24 protein-coding genes are annotated in these 20,359 nt (G+C 67.7%); 14 read left to right on the top strand and 10 right to left on the bottom strand.

Features of this window, described 5'->3' with window-relative positions:
- The first annotated feature begins 11 nt into the window (after positions 1-11).
- The 11 genes from E3O47_RS13095 to E3O47_RS13045 all read left to right on the top strand — a co-directional run bounded on the left by E3O47_RS13095 (position 12) and on the right by E3O47_RS13045 (position 9,133).
- Positions 12-1,388 carry a dihydrolipoamide acetyltransferase family protein gene (locus tag E3O47_RS13095; RefSeq protein WP_104099758.1) on the top strand — a complete coding sequence of 459 codons (1,377 nt, stop codon included), beginning with the start codon at positions 12-14 and terminating at the stop codon, positions 1,386-1,388.
- Between the two features lie 74 nt (positions 1,389-1,462).
- Positions 1,463-2,482: a metal ABC transporter substrate-binding protein gene (locus tag E3O47_RS13090; protein WP_198418034.1), complete on the top strand. Its 1,020-nt coding sequence runs from the start codon at positions 1,463-1,465 to the stop codon at positions 2,480-2,482.
- Between the two features lie 7 nt (positions 2,483-2,489).
- Positions 2,490-3,281: a metal ABC transporter ATP-binding protein gene (locus E3O47_RS13085; RefSeq protein WP_104099757.1), complete on the top strand. Its 792-nt coding sequence runs from the start codon at positions 2,490-2,492 to the stop codon at positions 3,279-3,281.
- A gap of 1 nt (position 3,282) precedes the next feature.
- Positions 3,283-4,257, top strand: a complete 975-nt coding sequence (locus E3O47_RS13080; RefSeq protein ID WP_134420800.1) for a metal ABC transporter permease — start codon at positions 3,283-3,285, stop codon at positions 4,255-4,257.
- Entirely contained in the window at positions 4,257-5,063 is an 807-nt protein-coding gene (locus tag E3O47_RS13075; protein WP_134420820.1) for a metal ABC transporter permease, read from the top strand. The genes E3O47_RS13080 and E3O47_RS13075 overlap by 1 nt, the downstream gene beginning before the upstream one ends.
- A complete protein-coding gene (locus E3O47_RS13070; protein ID WP_134375333.1) occupies positions 5,060-5,455 on the top strand; it encodes a transcriptional repressor in 396 nt (131 codons plus the stop codon). The genes E3O47_RS13075 and E3O47_RS13070 overlap by 4 nt, the downstream gene beginning before the upstream one ends.
- A gap of 281 nt (positions 5,456-5,736) precedes the next feature.
- A complete protein-coding gene (gene rpmB / locus E3O47_RS13065; RefSeq protein ID WP_104099753.1) occupies positions 5,737-5,973 on the top strand; it encodes a 50S ribosomal protein L28 in 237 nt (78 codons plus the stop codon).
- A complete protein-coding gene (gene rpmG / locus E3O47_RS13060) occupies positions 5,973-6,140 on the top strand; it encodes a 50S ribosomal protein L33 (protein ID WP_104099752.1) in 168 nt (55 codons plus the stop codon). The genes rpmB and rpmG overlap by 1 nt, the downstream gene beginning before the upstream one ends.
- A 2-nt stretch (positions 6,141-6,142) precedes the next feature.
- Positions 6,143-6,448 (top strand): 30S ribosomal protein S14, encoded by a 306-nt coding sequence (gene rpsN / locus E3O47_RS13055; RefSeq protein WP_104099751.1) that lies wholly within the window; start codon positions 6,143-6,145, stop codon positions 6,446-6,448.
- Positions 6,449-6,720: 272 nt separating this feature from the next.
- A complete protein-coding gene (locus tag E3O47_RS13050) occupies positions 6,721-7,008 on the top strand; it encodes an HU family DNA-binding protein (protein ID WP_104099750.1) in 288 nt (95 codons plus the stop codon).
- 118 nt (positions 7,009-7,126) lie between these two features.
- Positions 7,127-9,133 (top strand): cytochrome c oxidase assembly protein, encoded by a 2,007-nt coding sequence (locus E3O47_RS13045; RefSeq protein WP_174721902.1) that lies wholly within the window; start codon positions 7,127-7,129, stop codon positions 9,131-9,133.
- Between the two features lie 33 nt (positions 9,134-9,166).
- On the opposite strand, the gene E3O47_RS13040 is transcribed toward E3O47_RS13045, so the two are convergent.
- Positions 9,167-10,210 carry a hypothetical protein gene (locus E3O47_RS13040; protein WP_134416172.1) on the bottom strand — a complete coding sequence of 348 codons (1,044 nt, stop codon included), beginning with the start codon at positions 10,208-10,210 and terminating at the stop codon, positions 9,167-9,169.
- Between the two features lie 111 nt (positions 10,211-10,321).
- On the opposite strand from E3O47_RS13040, the gene E3O47_RS13035 reads away from it, so the two are divergent.
- The gene (locus tag E3O47_RS13035) at positions 10,322-11,635 is read left to right on the top strand and encodes an AAA family ATPase (RefSeq protein WP_134342711.1); all 1,314 of its coding nucleotides are present in this window, start codon (positions 10,322-10,324) and stop codon (positions 11,633-11,635) included.
- A gap of 400 nt (positions 11,636-12,035) precedes the next feature.
- On the top strand, positions 12,036-13,271 hold the full coding sequence (locus E3O47_RS13025) for a serine hydrolase domain-containing protein (protein WP_158250214.1): 1,236 nt from the start codon (positions 12,036-12,038) through the stop codon (positions 13,269-13,271).
- A 52-nt stretch (positions 13,272-13,323) separates the two neighbouring features.
- Here the strand turns inward: E3O47_RS13025 and E3O47_RS13020 are convergent, their stop codons facing one another.
- A complete protein-coding gene (locus tag E3O47_RS13020) occupies positions 13,324-13,905 on the bottom strand; it encodes a hypothetical protein (protein WP_134420798.1) in 582 nt (193 codons plus the stop codon).
- 36 nt (positions 13,906-13,941) lie between these two features.
- Positions 13,942-14,352, bottom strand: a complete 411-nt coding sequence (locus E3O47_RS13015) for a DUF4383 domain-containing protein (protein ID WP_104099744.1) — start codon at positions 14,350-14,352, stop codon at positions 13,942-13,944.
- 118 nt (positions 14,353-14,470) lie between these two features.
- Between E3O47_RS13015 and E3O47_RS13010 the strand changes: the two genes are divergently transcribed.
- Complete coding sequence (locus tag E3O47_RS13010; protein ID WP_104099743.1) at positions 14,471-14,992, top strand: DinB family protein; 522 nt, start codon at positions 14,471-14,473, stop codon at positions 14,990-14,992.
- A gap of 129 nt (positions 14,993-15,121) precedes the next feature.
- Here the strand turns inward: E3O47_RS13010 and E3O47_RS13005 are convergent, their stop codons facing one another.
- The 7 genes from E3O47_RS13005 to E3O47_RS12975 all read right to left on the bottom strand — a co-directional run bounded on the left by E3O47_RS13005 (position 15,122) and on the right by E3O47_RS12975 (position 20,357).
- Positions 15,122-15,388 (bottom strand): GlsB/YeaQ/YmgE family stress response membrane protein, encoded by a 267-nt coding sequence (locus E3O47_RS13005; protein ID WP_104099742.1) that lies wholly within the window; start codon positions 15,386-15,388, stop codon positions 15,122-15,124.
- A 75-nt stretch (positions 15,389-15,463) separates the two neighbouring features.
- Positions 15,464-15,904 (bottom strand): Asp23/Gls24 family envelope stress response protein, encoded by a 441-nt coding sequence (locus tag E3O47_RS13000; RefSeq protein WP_134401307.1) that lies wholly within the window; start codon positions 15,902-15,904, stop codon positions 15,464-15,466.
- 114 nt (positions 15,905-16,018) lie between these two features.
- Entirely contained in the window at positions 16,019-16,912 is an 894-nt protein-coding gene (locus E3O47_RS12995; protein WP_104099740.1) for a D-hexose-6-phosphate mutarotase, read from the bottom strand.
- Positions 16,913-17,108: 196 nt separating this feature from the next.
- A complete protein-coding gene (locus E3O47_RS16220; RefSeq protein ID WP_104194766.1) occupies positions 17,109-18,047 on the bottom strand; it encodes a sigma-70 family RNA polymerase sigma factor in 939 nt (312 codons plus the stop codon).
- A gap of 105 nt (positions 18,048-18,152) precedes the next feature.
- On the bottom strand, positions 18,153-18,404 hold the full coding sequence (locus tag E3O47_RS12985; protein ID WP_104099739.1) for an acyl carrier protein: 252 nt from the start codon (positions 18,402-18,404) through the stop codon (positions 18,153-18,155).
- Positions 18,401-19,567 carry an E3 binding domain-containing protein gene (locus E3O47_RS12980; RefSeq protein ID WP_134420796.1) on the bottom strand — a complete coding sequence of 389 codons (1,167 nt, stop codon included), beginning with the start codon at positions 19,565-19,567 and terminating at the stop codon, positions 18,401-18,403. The genes E3O47_RS12985 and E3O47_RS12980 overlap by 4 nt, the downstream gene beginning before the upstream one ends.
- Positions 19,560-20,357: a transketolase C-terminal domain-containing protein gene (locus E3O47_RS12975; RefSeq protein WP_134420794.1), complete on the bottom strand. Its 798-nt coding sequence runs from the start codon at positions 20,355-20,357 to the stop codon at positions 19,560-19,562. Before E3O47_RS12975 ends, E3O47_RS12980 begins: the two co-directional genes overlap by 8 nt.
- Positions 20,358-20,359 lie beyond the last annotated feature (2 nt).

Genomic DNA, 20,359 nt, shown 5'->3' with positions numbered 1-20,359 from the left:
GAGCGTACTCGATGAGCGTGTCGAAATTCACACTGCCCGACGTCGGCGAGGGTCTCACCGAGGCTGAAATCGTGGAGTGGAAGGTGGCGCCCGGCGACACCGTGTCGATCAACCAGGTGCTGGTCGAGATCGAGACCGCGAAGTCGCTCGTCGAGCTGCCGTCGCCGTACGTCGGCGTGGTCGGGGAGATCCTGGTGAAACCCGGCACGACCGTCGACGTCGGAACGGTCATCATCACCATCGTGGCCGAGACCGTCGCCGTCGCGTCTGCGTCGAGCAGTGCGATCGCGAACGGCGCGGGCGAGCTGGCCAGCGCGGCAGCGGATGCCGGCTCCACCATCACGGACGAGCCGGCCGAGACGCCGGGCGCGGTCCTGGTCGGGCGCGGCGCCGCGGCGACCATGCCCACCCGGCGCAAGCGCCACGGGGTCACCCCCGTCGCCCACGAGTCGATCGCGCCGCCGCCCGTGCACCCCACGCGCCCGGCCACTTCGCAGCTCCCGCAGCTGCCGCGCGCGGCATCCGCGGGCCCCGTCGTCGCCAAGCCGCCGATCCGCAAGCTGGCCAAGGACCTCGGTGTGGACTTGTCCCTGGTCGAGGCGACCGGCCCGGTCGGCGACGTCACCCGCGAGGACGTGCTGCGGGAGGCCACCCAGGCCAGCGTGTTCCGCAACATCCAGACGCCGGAATGGCCCAGCGACCGTGAGGAGCGCGTCCCGGTCAAAGGCGTGCGCAAGGCCATCGCCCAGGCCATGGCCTCCAGCGCCTTCACCGCACCGCACGTGAGCCTCTTCGTCGACGTGGACGCCACCCGCACCATGGAGTTCGTCAAGCGGCTCAAGGCGTCCACCGACTTCGCGGGCGTGCGCGTGTCCCCGATGCTGATCATGGCCAAAGCCATGATCTGGGCCGTGCGGCGCAACCCCACGGTCAACTCGGTTTTCACCGACGAGGAAATCGTGATCAAGCACTACGTGAACCTGGGCATCGCCGCGGCCACCCCCCGTGGGCTCATCGTGCCCAATGTGAAGGAAGCGCAGGACATGAGCCTGCTTGAACTGGCCCGCGCCCTTGAGAAGCTCACGCTCACCGCGCGGGACGGCAAGACCTCGCCGGCGGAGATGTCGAACGGCACGATCACGATCACCAATATCGGTGTCTTCGGCATGGATACCGGCACGCCCATCCTCAACTCCGGCGAGGCCGGCATCGTGGCCCTCGGAACGATCAAGCCCAAACCGTGGGTCGTCGACGGCGAGGTGCGGGTGCGTCAGGTGACGACCATCGGCGCGAGCTTCGACCATCGCGTGGTCGATGGGGATGTCGCGAGCCGCTTCCTGGCGGATGTCGCGAGCATCATTGAGGAGCCCGCGCTGCTGCTCGAGTAAGGTCCCGGAGGAGATCCCGGCGGCGGCCCTTATTGGTGTTGACAATCATTATCATTAGACGTAACATCGACCCTGTGATCAACAATCGATTCGTCCTCACCGCCCTGGCCACCGTTGCCTCGCTGACCATGGTCGGCTGCACTCCGACCGGCGGTTCGGCGGATGGCGCCGCCGCCGGCGACCTCAAGGTGGTCGCGACGACCACCCAGGTGGCGGACCTCACCCGCAACGTCGTCGGCGACACCGCGGGCGTAGTAGTGACCCAGCTCATCCAGCCCAACCAGAGCGCGCACAGCTATGACCCGTCCGTGGCCGACTTGACAGCCCTCGGTGAGGCCGATGTGCTCGTGATCAATGGGGTTGGCCTCGAGGAGTGGCTCGACGACGCAATCAGCGCCAGCGGTTTCGACGGCGTGACGATCGACTCCGACGAGGGCATCGAGATCCAGGACATCGCAGCCGGCGAAGAGGACCACGCCGACGACAAGGCCGCGACGGATGACGCCGAGCACTCCCACCAGGGCGGCAACCCTCACATCTGGACCGACGTGTCCAATGCCGAGACCATGGCCGTCACCATCGCCACGGGCCTCAGTGATGCCCAGCCGGACCTGGCCCCGGACGTCGAGGCCAACGCGACCGCCTACACCGGCCGGCTGGCCGAGCTCGACGACTGGATCCGTACCAACATCGACGCCGTGCCCGCCGAGCAGCGCCTGCTCGTGAGCAACCACGACGCATTCGGCTACTTCACCGAGGCCTACGGCATCACCTACGTCGGCTCCATCATCCCGAGCTTCGACGACAACGCCGAGCCCAGCGCCGCCGCGATCGACGAACTCGTCGACGCCATCACGGCCACCGGGGTCAAGGCGGTCTTCTCCGAGGCCTCGATCAGCCCGAAGGCCGCCGACACCATCGCCGGCGAGGCCGGCGTCAGCGTGTACTCGGGGGAGGACGCGCTCTACAGCGACTCCCTCGGTGCGCGGCACAGTGACGGCGCCACCTACATCAGTTCGCAGCTGCACAACGTCGGCCTGATCCTCGAATCCTGGGGAGCCGAGCCCACCGCGGTGCCCGCAGACCTGCGATAGTTAGTCAGTGATCGAGAACCCTTCTCAAGTACGGCCGAGCGCGCCTGTCGCGCTCAAGGTGGCGGGCGCCTCCTTCTCCTACGGCCAGAGCCCTGCCCTGGCCGACATCGACTTCGAGGTGCACGCCGGCGAGGCCGTGGCGCTGATCGGGCCCAACGGGTCCGGCAAGTCCACGCTGCTCAAGGGCATCCTCGGCCTGATCCAGCGCGTGAGCGGTACCGTCGAGGTGCTGGGAGCGGCAGCTGCCCCGGCCGGATCCATCGGTTACGTGCCGCAGGCCGACGAGATCGACCAGCAGTTCCCGGTCACGCTCGAGCAGGTCGTCATGATGGGGCGCTACCGCTCGCTAGGCTGGCTGCGCCTGCCCGGTAAGCGCGACCGTCAGGCCGTGGCCCGTGCACTCGACGCGGTGGGCCTCGCGCATCGCGCGAAAACCCGCTTCGGGGAACTCTCCGGCGGCCAGCAGCAGCGCGGACTGCTCGCACGGGCCGTGGCCGCGGGGCCCCGCCTGCTGCTGCTCGACGAGCCGTTCAACGGCCTCGACCAGCAGAATCGGGACGCGCTCGTGGGCACCGTCAAGCGTTTGAAGGAGGAGGGGGTGGCCGTGGTCGTCTCCACCCACGACCTCCAGCTCGCCCGCGAGGTCTGCGAACAGGTGTTGCTGCTCAATGGCGCCCAGGTGGCGTTCGGGCCGCGCGAGTCGGTGCTGATCCTGGAGAACGTGCAGCGCACGTTCCGAGAGGTCGGCGTGGAGATCGACGAGCACACCGTGGTTGTGCCCGGGCACACCGGTCACTGAGATGGACTTCCTCAGCCCGCTGATCGACGCCTTTGCCCTGCCGTTCATGACCCGGGCCCTCTTCGTGCTGGGTGCGCTCAGCCTGGTAGCCGGCGTCGTCGGGGTGCTGGTCAATCTGCGGGGCCTCGAGTTCATCAGCGACGGTCTCACCCACGCGGTCTTCCCCGGCATCGCGATCGGCTTCGTCTGGGGTGGGCGCGAGGGGCTGTTCGCCGGCGCGATGGTCGCCGCCCTGTTCGCGGCGGTCACCCTCACCCTGATCGTGCGCCAGTCCGTGTCCTCGGATGCCGCGATCGCCATCGTCTTCACCGCCATGTTCAGCGTGGGCATCATCCTGGTCTCCCGCGAGACGAACTACGTCGGCCAGCTGGAGCAGCTTCTCTTCGGCCGCCTCCTCACGGTCAGCCCGAATGAGGTCGTGCAGACCGTCGCCATCTGCCTCGTGGCGCTGGTCCTGATCGGGCTCACGCTCAAGGAGGAGGTGTTCCGCGCCTTCGACCGGGTCGGCTTCGCCGCGGCCGGCTACCGCACGCTCGCGCTCGACCTCGTGCTCAACGTGGCCATCGCCCTCGTGGTCGTCGCGGCCTCCAGCGCCGTCGGCAACCTCCTCGTCCTGGCCGTGTTGATCGTGCCCGGCGCCGCGGCCCGGCTCATCACTGACCGGCTCTGGCTGCTGTTCCCGATCGCGGCCTGTTTCGCGGCCCTCGGTGCCTGGCTCGGGCTCGTGCTCGGTTTCCAGGCATCCGTGCAGGCCGGTCTCGACCTGCCCAGCGGCGCGACCGTGGTGCTGGTGCTGGTCGCCGGCTACGCCGTGGTGCTGCTGTTGCGCCTGTCCCTCGACGGCCTTCGGCGGCTGGGTTCGCCCCGTCTGCGGTCGCAGCACACCCCGCCGCCGCGCACCCCGCCGCCGCTGTCCCCGCAGCCGCACACCCCGCAGCCGCACACCCCGCCGCCGCACGAACAGCTGGTGACGTGATGGGCTACTTCGAGAAGGCACTCCTCGCGGCCGCCGTGATCGGCGCCCTCAGCGGGCTGATCGGATCCCTCGTCGTATTGCGCCGCCGCACTTTCTTCGCCCAGGCCCTCACCCACGCCACCTTCCCGGGCGCCGTGACCGCCACGATCGTCGGCGTGAGCATCCCACTCGGGGCGGCCCTGGCGAGCATCCTCATCGTCGGCATCATGACCCTGATCGGCCGGGTGAAGCGGCAGGGCACCCAGGTGGCGTCCGGCATCCTGCTCACCGCGGGCTTCGCGCTCGGCGTGCTTCTGCAGGCCCTCAACCCGTCGCTGCCGGTGCAGGTCGACTCCTATTTGGTCGGGTCAATCCTCACCGTCACGACCGGTGACGTCTGGCTGGCCGTCGGCGTGCTCGGGGTGGCCGTGGCCGTGATGGTGCTGCTGGGCAAGGAGATCCTGTTCTCTACCTTCGACCCGAGCGGATTCCGCGCCGCCGGATTCCGGGAATGGCCGATCGAGCTGCTCACCCTCGCCCTGACCACCGCCACCGTGGTCACCGCAATGCCGGCCGTCGGGGCGATCCTCGCGATCGCGCTGATCGCGGCCCCGGCCGCCACCGCGCGCCTGGTCACGCGCACCGCCACCCAGATCCTGGTTCTCGCTCCAGTGCTGGGCGCGGCCGCCGGCCTGGTCGGAGTGCTCCTGTCCCGGGCGATCGACGTGGCCGCCGGGCCGGCGATCGCCCTCACCGCGGCCGTCTTCTTCCTGGTGGCCCTGGGCGGTCGCCGGCTGGTCCGGGCGCGGTTACGGTTGAAAGCATGAAGCGAAACACCTGGCAGCGCGAGGCCGTGCGCACCGCACTCAGCGACGCCGAGGGATTCGTCAGCGCCCAGGGTCTGCACGCCAGCCTGCACGCCACCGGTTCGCCCATCGGCCTGGCCACGGTGTACCGGGCCCTGGCCGACCTGGCCGGCGAGGGCGAGGCCGACTCGCTGCAGTCGCCCGATGGTGAGGCGCTCTACCGCGCCTGCAGCACGACCGACCACCACCACCACCTGATCTGCCGCAACTGCGGACTCACCGTCGAGATCGAAGCGGACGCCGTGGAAAACTGGGCCAAGAACGTGGCCGCCGAGCACGGCTTCAGCCAGGCCGCCCACGTGGTCGACGTGTTCGGTCTCTGCGCGGCCTGCTCCGCCGCATCCGTGGACTAGGCCCACCGCCGCCCGCCGGACTCGTCCTCGCCCCGAACGAATTCGACGGAGATTCTGCCCCCACAACCCGGTTTTGCCGGTTTTAGGGCCTGAATCGGCAAAATCTCCGTCGAATTGGTTCAGTTTGCGCTGGGGGAGAGCACCGCGTAATGTTGCATGCTGCTGCGCATATCTGTGCGTGCACTGCTGGTTCGCTCGCTTCCGCTTCGCGGAAGTGTAGTCATGCCAGCCGACAAGAGATCTTGGGAAGGGCATTCGCCCTTCGGTATTGGAGGAGAACCATGGCAGCTACTTGCCAGGTGACCGGAGCCGTTCCCGGCTTCGGACACAACATTTCGCACTCGCACCGACGCACCAAGCGTCGCTTCGACCCGAACGTTCAGACCAAGAAGTACTACGTACCGTCGCTTCGCCGCAACGTCACGCTGACCCTGTCCGTCAAGGGCATCAAGGTGATCGACGCTCGTGGCATTGAATCGGTCGTCAAGGACCTTCTCGCTCGTGGGGAGAAAATCTAATGGCCAAGCAGCATGACGTCCGCCCGATCATCAAGCTCCGTTCGACGGCTGGCACCGGTTACACCTACGTGACCAAGAAGAACCGTCGCAACGACCCCGACCGTCTCGTACTCAAGAAGTACGACCCCGTAGTGCGCAAGCACGTTGACTTCCGTGAGGAGCGCTAAAAATGGCGAAGAAGAGCATGATTGCCAAGAACAACCAGCGCAAGGTTATCGTCGAGCGCTACGCCGCGAAGCGCCTTGAGCTCAAGAAGGCCCTCGTCAACCCGGCCGGCACCGATGAGTCCCGTGAAGCTGCTCGCCTCGGCCTGCAGAAGCTTCCCCGCAACGCGTCGCCGGTTCGCCTGCGCAACCGCGACGCGGTCGACGGTCGTCCCCGTGGACACCTCAGCAAGTTCGGAATCTCGCGCGTGCGTTTCCGCGACATGGCTCACCGCGGCGAACTGCCCGGCATCACCAAGTCCAGCTGGTAACAACGCACCAAGCCGCTTAGCCGGTCATTCGGAACCTTGGTTCTGAAGCGAGAGGATGTCGACTCCGGTCGGCATCCTCTTTTTTCGCCCACAGCGAAAATGAAGCCGTTACGGCAGCCAAACCGGCTGGAAACGCCGCAAATCCGCGGAATTCCGCGGTTGTCTGCTAGATTCATCCCGGTCCAACCGGCCAAACGGAGTCGCTCCTCGGAGCGTCGCCCGCAATACGTGAATCCCTGTTTTTACAGACAAAGGTCCGAGGAGGACACTCAATGGCTGACAAGTCGCTGAACAAGACCGAGCTCGTTGCCAAGGTTGCCGCAGACTCTGGCCAGAGCCAGGCTGCAGTTGACAGCGTTCTGAACGCTTTCTTTGCAACTCTCGCCGACACCGTCGCGAACGACGGCAAGGTCACGATCCCGGGCTGGCTCGGAGTCGAGCGCACCGCTACCGCAGCGCGCACCGGCCGCAACCCGCAGACCGGCGAAGAGATCGCCATCGCCGCGGGCCACCGCGTCAAGCTGACCGCTGGTAGCAAGCTCAAGGCTGCCGCCAAGTAGGTCGCGAACCAAGAAAGCAGGGCGTCGCCTTCGGTCGGCGCCCTGCTTTCGTCTGTGACGTCACACGTCAGCGTGCCTCGTGGAGCGTGCGTCCACCGGGCACGGTTAGGCTGAGTCAGTGCCTCGTCTCGTGCGTATCTCCGGTCCGGCAGTGCTTCTGCTGGTCGCGACGCTGGCGACGCTCGTCGCGCTAGCCTACGGTGGCGGCGCTTCGGCGCAACTGCTGGCCGATCCGGGACCAGTCGTGCGGTGGGGTCTCCCGCTGGCCAAGCTCCTCGTCAACCTCAGCGCCGCCGGCACCATCGGCGCCCTCGTGCTCACCCTTTTCGCCCTGAGCCCTCGGGAACCCGAATACAACGCGGCCCTCGATTTCGCCGCCGGGTCCGCCGCCGTCTTCACCGTGGCATCCGCCCTCACCGGTTTCTTCACCTTCCTGCAGGTGACGACCATTCCGCTCAGCTTCGATGACCGGTTCAGCGCCACCGCCGGGCAGTTCTTCAGCGACATCGAGATCGGCCAGGCCTGGCTGATCACCACCCTGATCGCGGCCTTCGTCACCGTCTTGTGTTTCGCGGTGCGTTCACTGACCGGGCTCGTCTTCGTCACGGTCCTCGCCGTGGGTGCCCTGGTGCCGATTGCACTACAGGGGCACGCGGCCGGCGCCGAGGGGCACGACGTGGCCATCACCGCCCTGGGTCTGCACCTGGTCTTCGCCGCGGTCTGGCTGGGCGGGCTGCTGACCATCATCGTGCTGCGCAAGCAGTTGGCCGGCGGCCGCCTCGATCCGGTCATCGCGCGCTACTCCTCGCTCGCCCTCGTTTCCTTCATCGTCGTCGCTGCGTCCGGCTACGTCGGCGCCGAACTGCGGTTGGGTGCCTGGGACCGGCTGCTCTCGCCCTATGGCATCCTCGTTCTGGTCAAGGTCTTCGCCCTCACCGTGCTCGGCGTGTTCGGCGTGCTGCAACGCCGGTACGTGATCGGGCGGATGTTGCGGAGCACCCCCGCAGACGCCCAGACCCCCGCACCCCGCCGGAACGTCTGGTTTTGGTGGCTCATCGTCACGGAACTGGCGTTCATGGGGCTCGCCTCCGGGGCTGCCGCCGCCCTCGCCAAGACCGCGACGCCGGTCGAGCAGATCACGGCGACCGAGATTCCCACCTCGACGCCCGCCCAGATCCTGACCGGCGAGCTCCTGCCACCGCCGCTCACTTTCAGCCGCTACTTCACCGAGTGGAACTTCGACCTGGCCTGGGTGCTGTTCTGCGCGTTCGGCATCTTCTTCTACGTGGCCGGGGTGCGCCGCCTGGCCCGCCGCGGCGATAAGTGGCCCGTCTTCCGCACCGTGCTCTGGGTGACCGGCATGCTGATCCTGTTCTACATCACCAACGGCGGCGCGAACCTCTACGCGAAGTACCTCTTCTCCTCCCACATGCTCATGCACATGGCCCTGACCATGCTCGTGCCCGTCTTTCTGGTGCCCGGGGCGCCGGTCACTCTCGCCGCCCGGGCCATCCGCAAGCGGCAGGATGGCAGCCGCGGCGCCCGCGAGTGGATCCTGTTGGCCGTGCACTCGGCGTACGCGGGGTTCCTGGCCAATCCGCTGGTCGCAGCCGTGCTCTTCGCCGGTTCACTCTGGGTGTTCTATTACTCCTCGCTATTCAGCTGGGCGACGACCGACCACATCGGCCACGAGTGGATGATCGTGCACTTCCTGATCACCGGCTACCTGTTCGTGCAGTCGCTGATCGGCATCGACCCGGTGCCCTACCGCCTGCCCTACGCCGGCCGCTTGCTTCTTCTTCTGGGCACGATGGCCTTCCACGCCTTCTTCGGTGTCACCATGATGACGGGCACCGGGCTGCTCCTCGCCGACTGGTACGGGGCCATGGGGCGCGATTGGGGGCTCAGCGGCATCGAGGACCAGCAGATGGGCGGTGGCATCGCCTGGAGCGTCGGCGAGATCCCAACGATCGCCCTGGCCATTGCGGTGGCCATCCAATGGAGCCGCAGCGACGAGAAGGAAACCCGCCGCAAGGACCGAAACGCCGCCCGCACGGGCGACGCCGAACTGCTCCAGTACAACGCAGGCCTGGCCCGCCTCGCCGCGCACGACCGCTCGGAGTAGCAAGAAAGCGTTCAGCAGGGCAGCCGCCGCCGGTCAGCGCAGCTGGAGAGCGAGCGACCCGTCCGGGTTCACGGTCACGCTGATCGCGACCGCAAAGGCCACGTCCTCATCCCGCACCTCGACATCGCCGTCGAAAAGCGACTGCACCTCCACCACAATGTGCGCCTGCCCCTCGGTGTCGGGCATCTCGAAGGTGGAGTCGCCGGCCACGAGGGTGACTGGGGGATACTGGGCGATCGACCAGATCGGGTCGTCTCGCACCCGGTCGTTGATCTCGATGCCGAATGGGCAGTTCGTGGGCTGCAACACCTGTTGCGTGGTGCAATCGTCGAGGAAACGGTCCAGCTCGGCCTGGACCTGACCGATGAATTGGGCGTTGGGCTGGGCGTCGACCGTGACATCCGTCACCCCGGACGCGACGACCGGCACCGTCTGCGAGGCCGCGTCGAGCAGGGTGGAGGTGTGCTCGAACGAGTAGAGGGCTGGTGCGAAGGCCAGGTAGGCCGCCTGGTTCGAGAACATTTCCGGCGCGCCATCGGCGGCGTGCGCACGCGTGTCGAGGGTCAGCCTGTTCACCGAGAACGTGGCCTGCTGCAGCACGTTCACTCGCAGCACGGCCAGCGGGCTGGTGGTGAAGCGCCAGCTGTCGAAAACGCCGAAGAACGTGCCGGCGCTCTCCACCTGGAAGGTCATCGCCGCGGGTGTGCCGTTCAGCCGGAACTCGTAGTCGACCGTGTGCCGTCCGTCGGCCGACTCGTCGTCAGCGGTCAGACGGATGTCGGTGAGCTCCCCCAGCACGGAGTTCCGCAGCAGGGTGTCCGGCAGGTCCTTCGGCAGCGCGGCCGCTTCGAGCTCCGCAGCCGTGGGTTTGACCCCGGGAAGCAGCAGCGCACTGGCGGTGTCTTTGCGGGCCAGGGCGTCGAGATACTGCCCCACGAAGCTGCCGGCGCTGTAGAGGTCGCGGTTGAGCGACCCGATCGTCGCGACCAGGCCTGCGCCAAGGAGGGCGGCAACGATGACCACGGCCACGATGGCGCGCCGCTCGTTACGCCGGCGCCTGCCGTCCCGGTTGCTCACCCCCACATCCTACGGGGCCGGTTCTCCGCCAACCCGTAGACCGGGGCCGACTCGTGCAGCCGGGCCGGATACAGTGGTATGTCCCGTCCGCACCCCATCGAAAGCGCCCCCGTGTCTGAGATTCCGCTGTCGCGCGAGCAGGCCGAAGTGTTCGAGGCCATCGAGGGAACCCGTCAGAACGTGTTCGTGACCGGGCGCGCCGGCACCGGCAAGTCGACGCTGCTCAATCACCTCGCCTGGAACACGAGCAAGCAGATCGTGATTGCCGCTCCCACCGGGGTGGCGGCCTTGAACGTGGGCGGCCAGACCATCCACTCCCTGTTCCGCCTGCCGATCGGCGTGATCGCCGACAACGCGATCGACCAGTCCGACCAGGTACGCAAACTGCTCAACACGATCGACACGGTCGTCATCGACGAGGTGTCGATGGTCAACGCCGACCTGATGGATGCGATCGACCGCAGCCTGCGTCAGGCGCGGCAACGGCCGAACGACACGTTCGGCGGCGCGCAGATCGTGCTCTTCGGCGACCCGTACCAGCTGGCCCCGGTGCCGGGGGATTCCGACGAGCGTGCCTACTTCGCGGACACCTACCGGTCGATGTGGTTCTTCGACGCGAAGGTCTGGCAGGTCGCCGACCTGCGCATCTTCGAGCTCACCGAGGTGCACCGGCAGCGCGACGCCGACTTCAAACACATGCTTAACGCGGTGCGGCACGGGCAGGTCACGGCCGAGATCGGCGGCGCGCTCAACGCCGCGGGCGCCCGCACCCCGCCGAGGGAGGGCGTGATCACGCTGGCCACCCGCAACGATTCCGTGAACCGGATCAACGCATCCGCTCTCAAACGCCTCCCCGGCAAGGCGCTGACCGCCAAGGCCGACGTCACCGGCGACTTCGGCGGGCGCACATTCCCCGCCGATGAGGTGCTCGAGCTGAAGGTCGGGGCGCAGGTCATGTTTCTGCGCAACGACTCCAACCAGGACGGCGGCCCGCGCTGGGTGAACGGCAGCATCGGCACCGTCACTCGGGTCGATTCGACGGTGTACGTGGACATCGACGGCGAAACGCACGAGGTCGAACCGGCGGTGTGGGAGAAGTTCAAGTACACCTACAACCCGACCACGAAGAAGCTGCGCAAAGACGTCGTCGCCGAGTTCACGCAGTTCCCGTTGCGGCTGGCGTGGGCGGTCACCATCCACAAATCGCAGGGCGCCACCTATGAACGCGCGGTCGTCGACCTCGGCGCGCGCGTGTTCAGCCCCGGCCAGACCTATGTGGCCCTCAGTCGGCTGACCAGCCTGGACGGCCTTTATCTGACCCGTCCGCTGCGCCCGAGCGACATGATCGTGGACGAGAACGTGCAGCGGTTCATGCGCGGCCCGCGCGCTACCGAGACCCCCTGCCCGGTCACCCCCGCCGACTAGCCCCGTGTTTACCGCCGCGGCTGCCCTTCTCGCGGCTGCCTCTCCCGCCGCTGCCTACGCACCAATTCGACGGAGATTTTGCCGAAAACGGTGCAGAACAGCCCAAAACTAGAGTCTCTAGCCCAAAATCTCCGTCGAATTCGTTAGGGACGAGGGCGGCAGTAGGGGCAAGAGCGAGAGCCGGGGGGCCGCCGGCAGCAATACGGTGCGGCCGGACGGCGGCGTGGGTACACTCCGTCGTGCAGGGGCGCTCCTGTGTGGGCCGCGACGCGACGGGGGTCAGGCGATGAAGCTCGGACAGGCACCGATCAGCCAAGCCGCAGCCGGCCTTGTACCAGCCGGCTCCGCACCTCGTCACGCGAGCCCCCACACACGCCACCACCGCGTGCCGGCTCTCGTCGTGAGTGCCGCCCTCGTGCTGACGGCGTGCACCGCGGCGACGGATGCGTCCCCGGAGGCCCGCGCGCAGGCGGCGGCCCCGTTCTCGTCCGAGGTCACGTCCCGGCTGGATGACGTGCTCGCCGAGGCGAAGACCCTGTCCGGTTCCTCGGGGGCCATTGCCGGTGTCTGGGCGCCGTGGGCCGGCACCTGGGTCGCGTCGCCCGGGTCCGTCTCGAGGACGACACCGGGTGCCCTCACCCCGGAGATGCGATTCCGGATCGGCACCAACACGACGGCGCTGACCTGCACGGTGCTGCTCCGGCTCGTCGAGGAGGGGCGGGTGCGCTTGGAGGATCCGGTGTCCGACTACGTGCCCCGGGTGGTGGGGCTGGACAAAATCACCCTCGGGCAGCTTTGCCGCAACACGTCCGGCCTGGCCGATCACGCCTCCCTGATGGCTCCGCAGATTATGGCCAACCCCAGTCGCAAATGGTCGACACGTGAAGTCATCGCGAGCGGCACGGGCGCACCTCGGGTGGCGCTGCCCGGCGGAACCTGGTCCGCGTCGGATACCGGGGTCGTGCTGCTCGGTCTCGCCCTGCAGCAGGCAACCCGACGCGACTGGCCGTGGCTCTACCGGCACTACGTGTTCGAACCGCTGGGCATGACGAACACCAGCCTGCCATCGCCGGGCGAGCTTGCGATCCCGGGGCCGAGTCCCCGCGGCTATGCCGCGGCCCTTGATCCGGTCGGCAGGGCCCGCTGTGGGAGCGTGCTCGATGTAACGCAGCTGTCGCCCTCGGTGGGCGGAGTGGCGGCGGGGGCGGTCTCGAACCTCGACGACCTGAAGATCTGGGCGCAGGCGCTGGCCGCGGGGACCCTCCTGTCGAAAACATCGACGGATGCGCAGTGGGCGCCGGTTCTGCCGGGTGCCGGAGCCCTCTCCTGGCATCAACACGGCCTCGGGGTCGAGCGGTTCGGCCCGCTGCTCGGTCAGTCCGGGGAGATCCCCGGTTTCATTTCGGCGGCGATGGCCGACCCGGTCAGCGGACTCACGGTAGTGGTCTCCTTCAATAATTCGACCTCCGGCCGCGGGTTCGCCGAGGCGGTCGCCCGCCGACTTGCCGCGGTCGCCGGCGCTGCGCCCGCGTCCGGAGAGGTGCCGGCACCCCAGCTGAACCTGCCCTGGACCGAAAACCAAGTCGCCGGCGAAATCCGGGCTGTCGCCGTCTGCGGATCGCAGCAGCCGGACTAGAAGGGCTGCCGGGTCCAGCGAGACCCGGGAATTATCTTTGGCCCGCAGCCGGTCAGTGGTGGGAGTGCGGTGCGCCGGGCAGAACGGCGGGGCCCGAGTGACCGTGGGACCCGTGCGGGACCGCCTGAGTGCCGGCATCCGTCGCGGCCAGGGCCGGAGTGGTCAGGCCGGAAACCAGCAGGCCGCCGAGCGTCAGCGCGGCCAGGAAACGCCAGCCCTGCGGTGCGGGTCCGGTCGTTCCGGTCACCCCGGCAGGAGTGTCGGATACCGCCGTCCGGCATCTGGCACGCCGCCGAGTGAGGGCAAGGGAGACGGCCACGAACACGCCGAACGAGGTGGCGATGGTCATCGGGAAGACCGGCAGCACTGTGGCGTCGGCCGGCACCGCCGAGGTGCTGCGGAGCGCCACCATTGCAGCCCAAATGACGCCCGGGAGAAGGGCGGCGACGAGGGCCTGGTTCGGCCAAAGATGCCTTCCTCGCACGAGCGTCGCCACACCCCAGCAGAGCTCGGCGACGCCGAGCCCGACGAAGGTGACGGCGAGCAGGGCTGGAGCGCCGGCGCCCACGGCCAGGTGAATAATCCCTGCCCCGAGGGCGGCGAAAGCGATCCAGAGGCGCGTGATCTGCGTCATGGGATTCCTGTCCGCGGTGTGGGTGGCGCGCGTGGGCTAGACGGTGACCGTGCGCGGTACCGTCTTGTCGGCTGCGAGACCGGCTCCAAGCAGCACGATGGCGCTGGTCAGATGCAGGAAGTGGTCGGCCGTGTTGAGGGCGAGGATGTTGAGCGCGGTGTCGGCGATGAAGAAACCGACAATTCCGAGGAGCAGGTACACCGCACCGACCGTGGTGTTGACGGCCTTTGCGGCGGGGGCCGTGGCCAGGCCGGCGATCAACAGTGCTGCGCCGATCAGGAGGTGGGCCGTGTTGTGGAGAGGGTTGACCGCGAAGATGCCGAGAAGCAGGCCGCCATCGGTGGCGAAGAAGTCGACGCCGCCGGTCACGAAGAAACCGAGCACGCCGACCAGAACGTAGACGGCACCGAAAACAGTGGCAATGATGCGGTTGGGGGATGTACGCATGAGAAGACCTCCAGTAGATGTCACGGTGCATCCGTGCTCGACCATTGTTCGGAATCAACGACGGTTCGGTTTGGCCGGACACCGGTGCGTAGCCGTGACCACCGGATAGGATCACCGGATGGGAATCAGCGCGGATACAAAAGATTGGACCTGGGTGCTGGAGCGCCCCTGCCCGGAGTGCGGTTTCTCCGCCGCCGACGTCGATTTCGCGCACATTCCGCGGCTGGTGCGCGAGAACGCGGCCCGCTGGCAGCCGGTGCTGCAGCGAACGGATGTCGCGTCGCGCCCCGACGAGCAGACCTGGTCTGCCCTGGAATACGCGGCCCATGTTCGCGACGTGTTCCGCATCTTCGACGAGCGTCTCACCCTCATGCTCGCCGAGGACGACCCGGCTTTCCCGAACTGGGACCAGGACGCCACCGCGGTGATGGAGCGCTATAACGAGCAGGAGCCGGCGGTCGTGGCCCGCGAACTCGCCGAAGCCGCGGCATCCGTCGCCGGCTCTTTCGCCGCCGTTTCGCCCGCAGACCACGGCCGAACCGGTCGCCGCAGCGACGGTGCCCGGTTCACCGTCACCACGATGGGGCAATATTTTGTGCACGATCCGGTGCACCACCTGCACGACGTCGCCGGCGGCTGACGCCACCGGCACGCAGAATGCCGGCAATCGGACGCCAGCAGGCACGAATCAACAAAAAATAAGCGCGAACGAACCGGAGCACCCCCTAATAGTGCGCCCGTTCGTTCGCGCTTGTCGCGCTGCCGTGACTTAGGCCCGGCGGCGACGCCCCGTGAGTGCGCCGTAGATCACGAGAACGATGACGGAGCCGGCGATGGCGAGAAGCCAGGTCGAGATGTCGAAGAAGTTCTCCAGACCCGTGCCGAAGATGACCGAGCCGAGGAAACCACCGAGGAACGCGCCGAGCACGCCGAGGATGAGGGTGATGACCCAGCCGCCGCCCTGGTTGCCCGGCAGGATTGCCTTGGCGATTGCGCCGGCGATGAGTCCGAGAATAAGGAATCCGATGAAGCCCATAATTTGTCCTTGCGTCTCTCTGTTGTTTGCGAACTGATGAAGGTCAGTTCTGGTGAAGTGGGGAAAAGAGCCGGACTAGTCCGGGGTGTCTGCCTCGTCGACGTCCGCGACCGTGTCATCTGACGCCTGGTGCACGTCCTTGACGGTCACATCGACCGAGGTGACCTGCATGCCGACGATTGTCTCGATCGCCGTCTCGACCGCGTTGCGCACTGCGCCCGCGACCTTTTGCAGTTCGTGCGGGTACTCGACGACGATGGAGATCGCGATGGATGCCGCGGCGCCCTCGGTGGTGACGCTCACCCCGGGGGAGAGGTCGGCGACGCTGAGGGCTTCCCGGATGGCGCCGAGAGCCCGGGCCGCGCTTCCGCCGAGCGCGTGAACGCCCGGCACCTCGCGTGCGGCGATGCCGGCTACCTTCGCGACGACGCCATCGGCGATGACAGTCGTCCCTGGTCCGGTTGGGGGGACGGCTGGTCGTGCGGAGGTCGTCTGTTCAACGATGGCAAGCTCCAATCTGTCGCGGCGCGTGGCACGAGCCGGGCGACACTAGTATGACGTGGGTCGACGGGAATTCGTCACGCTAGCGCCGAAAGAAAGTTTTTGCGGGGCAGTCCCGAAGGTCGGTTCTCAGGCCGAAACCGCGAACTCGACGGTCGTCGTGTGGCTCTGGCCGGCGTCCAGACGTACCTGGTCCCGGCGTACGTTCGCGGTTTCCACGCAGACCATGCCGGGCCACTCGTCGTCGCCGAAGTCGCTCATCCGGGCGGCCTTGTCGGCCCAGGGGTTCCAGACCACGGTGCTGTCGGATCCGTCGGATTCGATCGTGACGGTGCGGCCGTCCGGGTCGGCGACGGTGGCGCTGCCGCGGCTGCCCAGATAGAGGCGGTCCGTCTCGGTGCCGAAGCCCAGGGGGTTGTTCTCCGCGGGCTCGGTCAGAGCGGTCAGCTGGTTCAGGAACGCGGTGCCCTGCAGCCCCGAGACCGTCGTGCCGCGCACATTGCTCACTCGCAGATAGGTGTGCAGCGCTTCTTCGTAGCTGAGCGCATCCGTCTCCCGGTTGGTCACTCGGAGGGCGAGGGTCAGGCGGGCGCCGACGGTGACCGTGTAGCGGGCCTCGAAACGGTGGGGCCAAGCCGAGGTGCGTGTGGCGGGAGTGTCGGTGAGGCTGAAGGTGAGCACGACGTCGTCGTCGGATTCGTGGGCGTCCACGAGCTCCCACTCGATCAGGCGGGCGAAACCGTGCGACGGCGCGGCCGGATCGAGCGCGTTCGCACCGAACCAGGGGAAGCAGATCGGCACGCCGCCGCGGATCGCGGCGGTGGCCTCGAACCGGCTCAGGTCGCTCAGGAAAAGCACCGGCCGGCCGCCGGCCGGGGTGAAGTCGGTGACGTGCGCGCCGTGCAGGTAGATCTCGGCGGAGCCGGCGCGACCGACCACTCTCACCACGGTGAGGCCACCGCGGCCCTCTCCGATTCGAACGGATGCGGGAAGAGACCTGGGTGCAGCGCTTACGGAGGACATGAGCCCATTTTCGCGCTTCCCGCGACCGAGCGCCTAATGCCGATCGACGCCTCGCTGTGCAGCGTCAGTGAAATCGCCTTCGACCGGAACCACTGGGCGCCATGGATGAGCAGGGGGAGTGACCACAGCGGCTGACGTGACTTCTCGAGTCGCGTCGGCCGCTGCGTCAGCCGGTCAGGTCCCCGCCCAGAGGCGGTCAATCGCGCAGGTACTGTTCCAGGCACGGCACCTTCAGCAGGGCCAGTGCGCGCTTCTCGATCTGGCGCACCCGTTCCCGGGTCACGCCCTGAACGACGGCGATCTGGTCCAGCGTCTGGGGCGCGCCCCCGTCGAGACCGAACCGGGACATCAGGATCGACCGCTCCCGCGGCGGCAGGGCACTCATGTAGAAAACGATGTCCGAAGCCCGCATGGTGAGCACGGCATGCTCCTCGGGCTGGGGGAGGTCGTCGTCGATGATCAGCTCGGAGATGTCGCCGAGACCATCGCCCACCGGCGACTGCAGGGACATCGGCTCGTTGTCATAGCGCAGCAGGCGCATCACATCGGCCGGCAGGATCTGCGAGGCCTCGGAGAGCTCCGCCACGGTGGGTTCGCGGTCGAGGGTGCTGGTGAGGTCTCGGCGGATGCGCTTGATCTTGTTGAGCTTCTCCGCGGTGTGCACGGGGATGCGGATCATGCGGGATTTGTCGGCCATGCCGCGGTGGATGGCTTGGCGGATCCACCAGGTGGCGTAGGTGGAGAATTTGTAGCCGGTCATGAAGTCGTATTTTTCGACGGCGCGGACGAGGCCGATGTTGCCGTCCTGCACGAGGTCCATGATGGGCATTCCGCGTCCGGAGTAGTGCTTGGCGATGCTGACCACCAGGCGCAGATTCGCTTCGATGAAGTGGTTCTTCGCGCGGCGGCCGTCATGGGCAAGCCAGGCCAGCTCGCGGAGGAGAGAGGGTTCAATTTCGCCCTGCTCGCTGCGTTGCTCGGCGAACAGGCCGACTTCGATGCGTCTGGCCAGGTCGACCTCGTCCTCGGCGGTGAGGAGCGAAACGCTGCCAATTTTTCTCAGGTAGTCGCCGAACGCGTCCGTCGCTGCACGGTTATACGTGGCAACGGATGATGCATGTGCGGTAATGGTCATGGGTTCCTCCAGTTCGGGCTGGAACATCAGTACATATCCTGGGCGGGACTGCGTCGAGGGCCTTGACTCGGCCGGGAAGAAACCGAATAATGCTCGAGAACTGAATCAACCGTGCAGGGCGACATAGGTGATCAGGACTCGCACCGTTGTGACAACCGCGTAGTCGCGCTCGGGGATGTCAACGCCTGTCGCCTCGTGGATCGTCTTTATCAGCCGCAAGAAGTCCAGCGAGTCGAGTTCCAGATCCTGGCGCAATCGCGCGCCCTCGTCGAGATCGTCGGTGTCGACATCCGGCGCCACCTGGCGGATGGCCGCATACACTGCCGCTCGGGCCTCCTGTTCGGTCTGTTCGGTCATAGCTCCTCCGGGTTCTGCAACAGTTCGTCGATCCGGGCGAGGAATCGCCCGCCGCGCGCCCGGCTCACCAGGTCCCGCAGCTGTTTCATCAGCACCTCCAGCGGCAGGGTGTCCGCGTCGTGCGGCGCGGGGGCAACCAGGCCACCCCGGCGCACTGCCACGGCTACGCTCAGGTGCACTGCGGCGCTCGGTTGGAAGGAACCCTCGGTGAAGAAGCCGTTGACCTCGGGGACGTCCCTGGCGGCCAGCGCGGAGGCCTTCAGGAGCAGGGCGGCCGGCACGAGCCGCTCAGCGATCGGGCGGGCGGAGTTGTACTGCTCCATCCAGGCCAGTGCCGCCCGCAAATCCCGGGTGGTGCTCAGGTAGTAGTGCGGGATGGTCTTCTTCGAGCGCGCCATCAGCGACCCGATGGCGCGGAGCAGGCCCGCGGCCCGCTCGGCGGCATCCGTTGGAGCGGCGGTTGGCCCGGCGGTTGGTGCGATCACTGGTGCGGCGGCCGGTTCTGCGACGGGTGGCGCGGTGGTGACGTTGCGCACGTCGGCCTCGGTGACGGCGCCCCCGGCGCCGGTGCCCGGCACGACTGCCAGGTCCACGCCGAGACTCTTGGCGACGCGCCGCACGAGCGGGGAGGACCGCACCCGGCGGACCGTCAGCGGGGTTACTGCCGGGGCAGACGGTTGTTCGGCAGGCGGCCGGTGCCGGGCAGGCGGTTGTTCGGCGGTCGACAGCGCGGCTGCGGCCTGCTCCACGTCGGCCCGGGTGAGGGCGCCGTGCTTCCCGGTTCCGTGCAACGCGTCGGTGTCGATGCCGAGCCGGTGTGCAAGCTGGCGCATAGGGGGAGACACGAAGCCCGGCACCGGGACCGCCCGGGCGAGCGCCGGGGCCGGCGCGGACGTGGTCGGCACCGTGGGCTCGACCTCGGCCGCCGGGGTCTGGGTGATCCGGGCGAGTGGTGCGCCGACCGGAACGGTCGTGCCGACCTCGACGAGCAGCTCGGCGACCACGCCCTCCTCGAACGACTCCACGTCGATGTCCGCCTTCTCGGTGTCGACGACGGCGACCATGTCGCCGCGATGCACGCAGTCGCCCGGCTTGACCAGCCACTCCACCACCCTGCCCTGCTCCATGTCCGCGCCGAGCGCCGGCATCCGGAACTCACCCACGGGTGCCCACCGCCTCCCGGGCGGCGGCGATGACGCGTGCGGTCGACGGCGGGGCGGCCTGCTCCAGGTGCCGGGCGTAGGGCAGCGGCACCTCGGCGCTGCAGACCCGGCCGACCGGAGAATCCAGGTCGAAGAAGGCTGTTTCGGTGATGCGTGCGCTGATCTCGGACGAGATGCTGCCGCTGCGCCAACCTTCGTCGATCACGACCGCGGTGTCGATGTCGACCGCGCCGGCGTCATCGTCGAGCTCGCCGGCAGTGTTGTAGAGCGAACCAGGCTCGAAGATCAGCACCGGGTCAGGGTCGTGCAGAGCGCTCCACAGCATCCCGCGGGCGTCGGCCAGGGACGACGGGGTGAGGATACGCAGGCCCGGGATGTGTGCGTACCAGCCCTCGAGGCCGTGCGAGTGTTGGGCGGCCAGCTGGCGCCCGGCGCCGGTGGTCATGCGGATCACCACGGGCACACTGAACTGCCCGCCCGACATGTAGGACAGGGTCGCCGCGTTGTTCATGATCTGGCCGAGGGCGAGCAGACTGGGGTTGACGGTCATGATCTCGACGATCGGGCGCATCCCGCCCAGGGCCGCGCCGATCCCGGCCTCCACGAACCCGGTTTCCGAAAGCGGGGTGTCCCGGATGCGTTCGGGCCTGAATTCCTCGAGCAGACCCAGGCTCACCGCGAAGCAGCCGCCGTAGGCCCCGACGTCTTCCCCCATTATGAACACCCGGTCATCGCGCGCCATCGCCTCCCGGATGGCCGCCCGCATGGCCTCGCGATAGGTGGTTTTCATCT

Source organism: Cryobacterium sp. TMT2-17-1 (assembly GCF_004402765.1).
GTDB lineage: Bacteria > Actinomycetota > Actinomycetes > Actinomycetales > Microbacteriaceae > Cryobacterium > Cryobacterium sandaracinum.
Note: the sequence above shows the minus strand (reverse complement) of the source record. Positions and strands in the feature narration are given on the sequence as shown.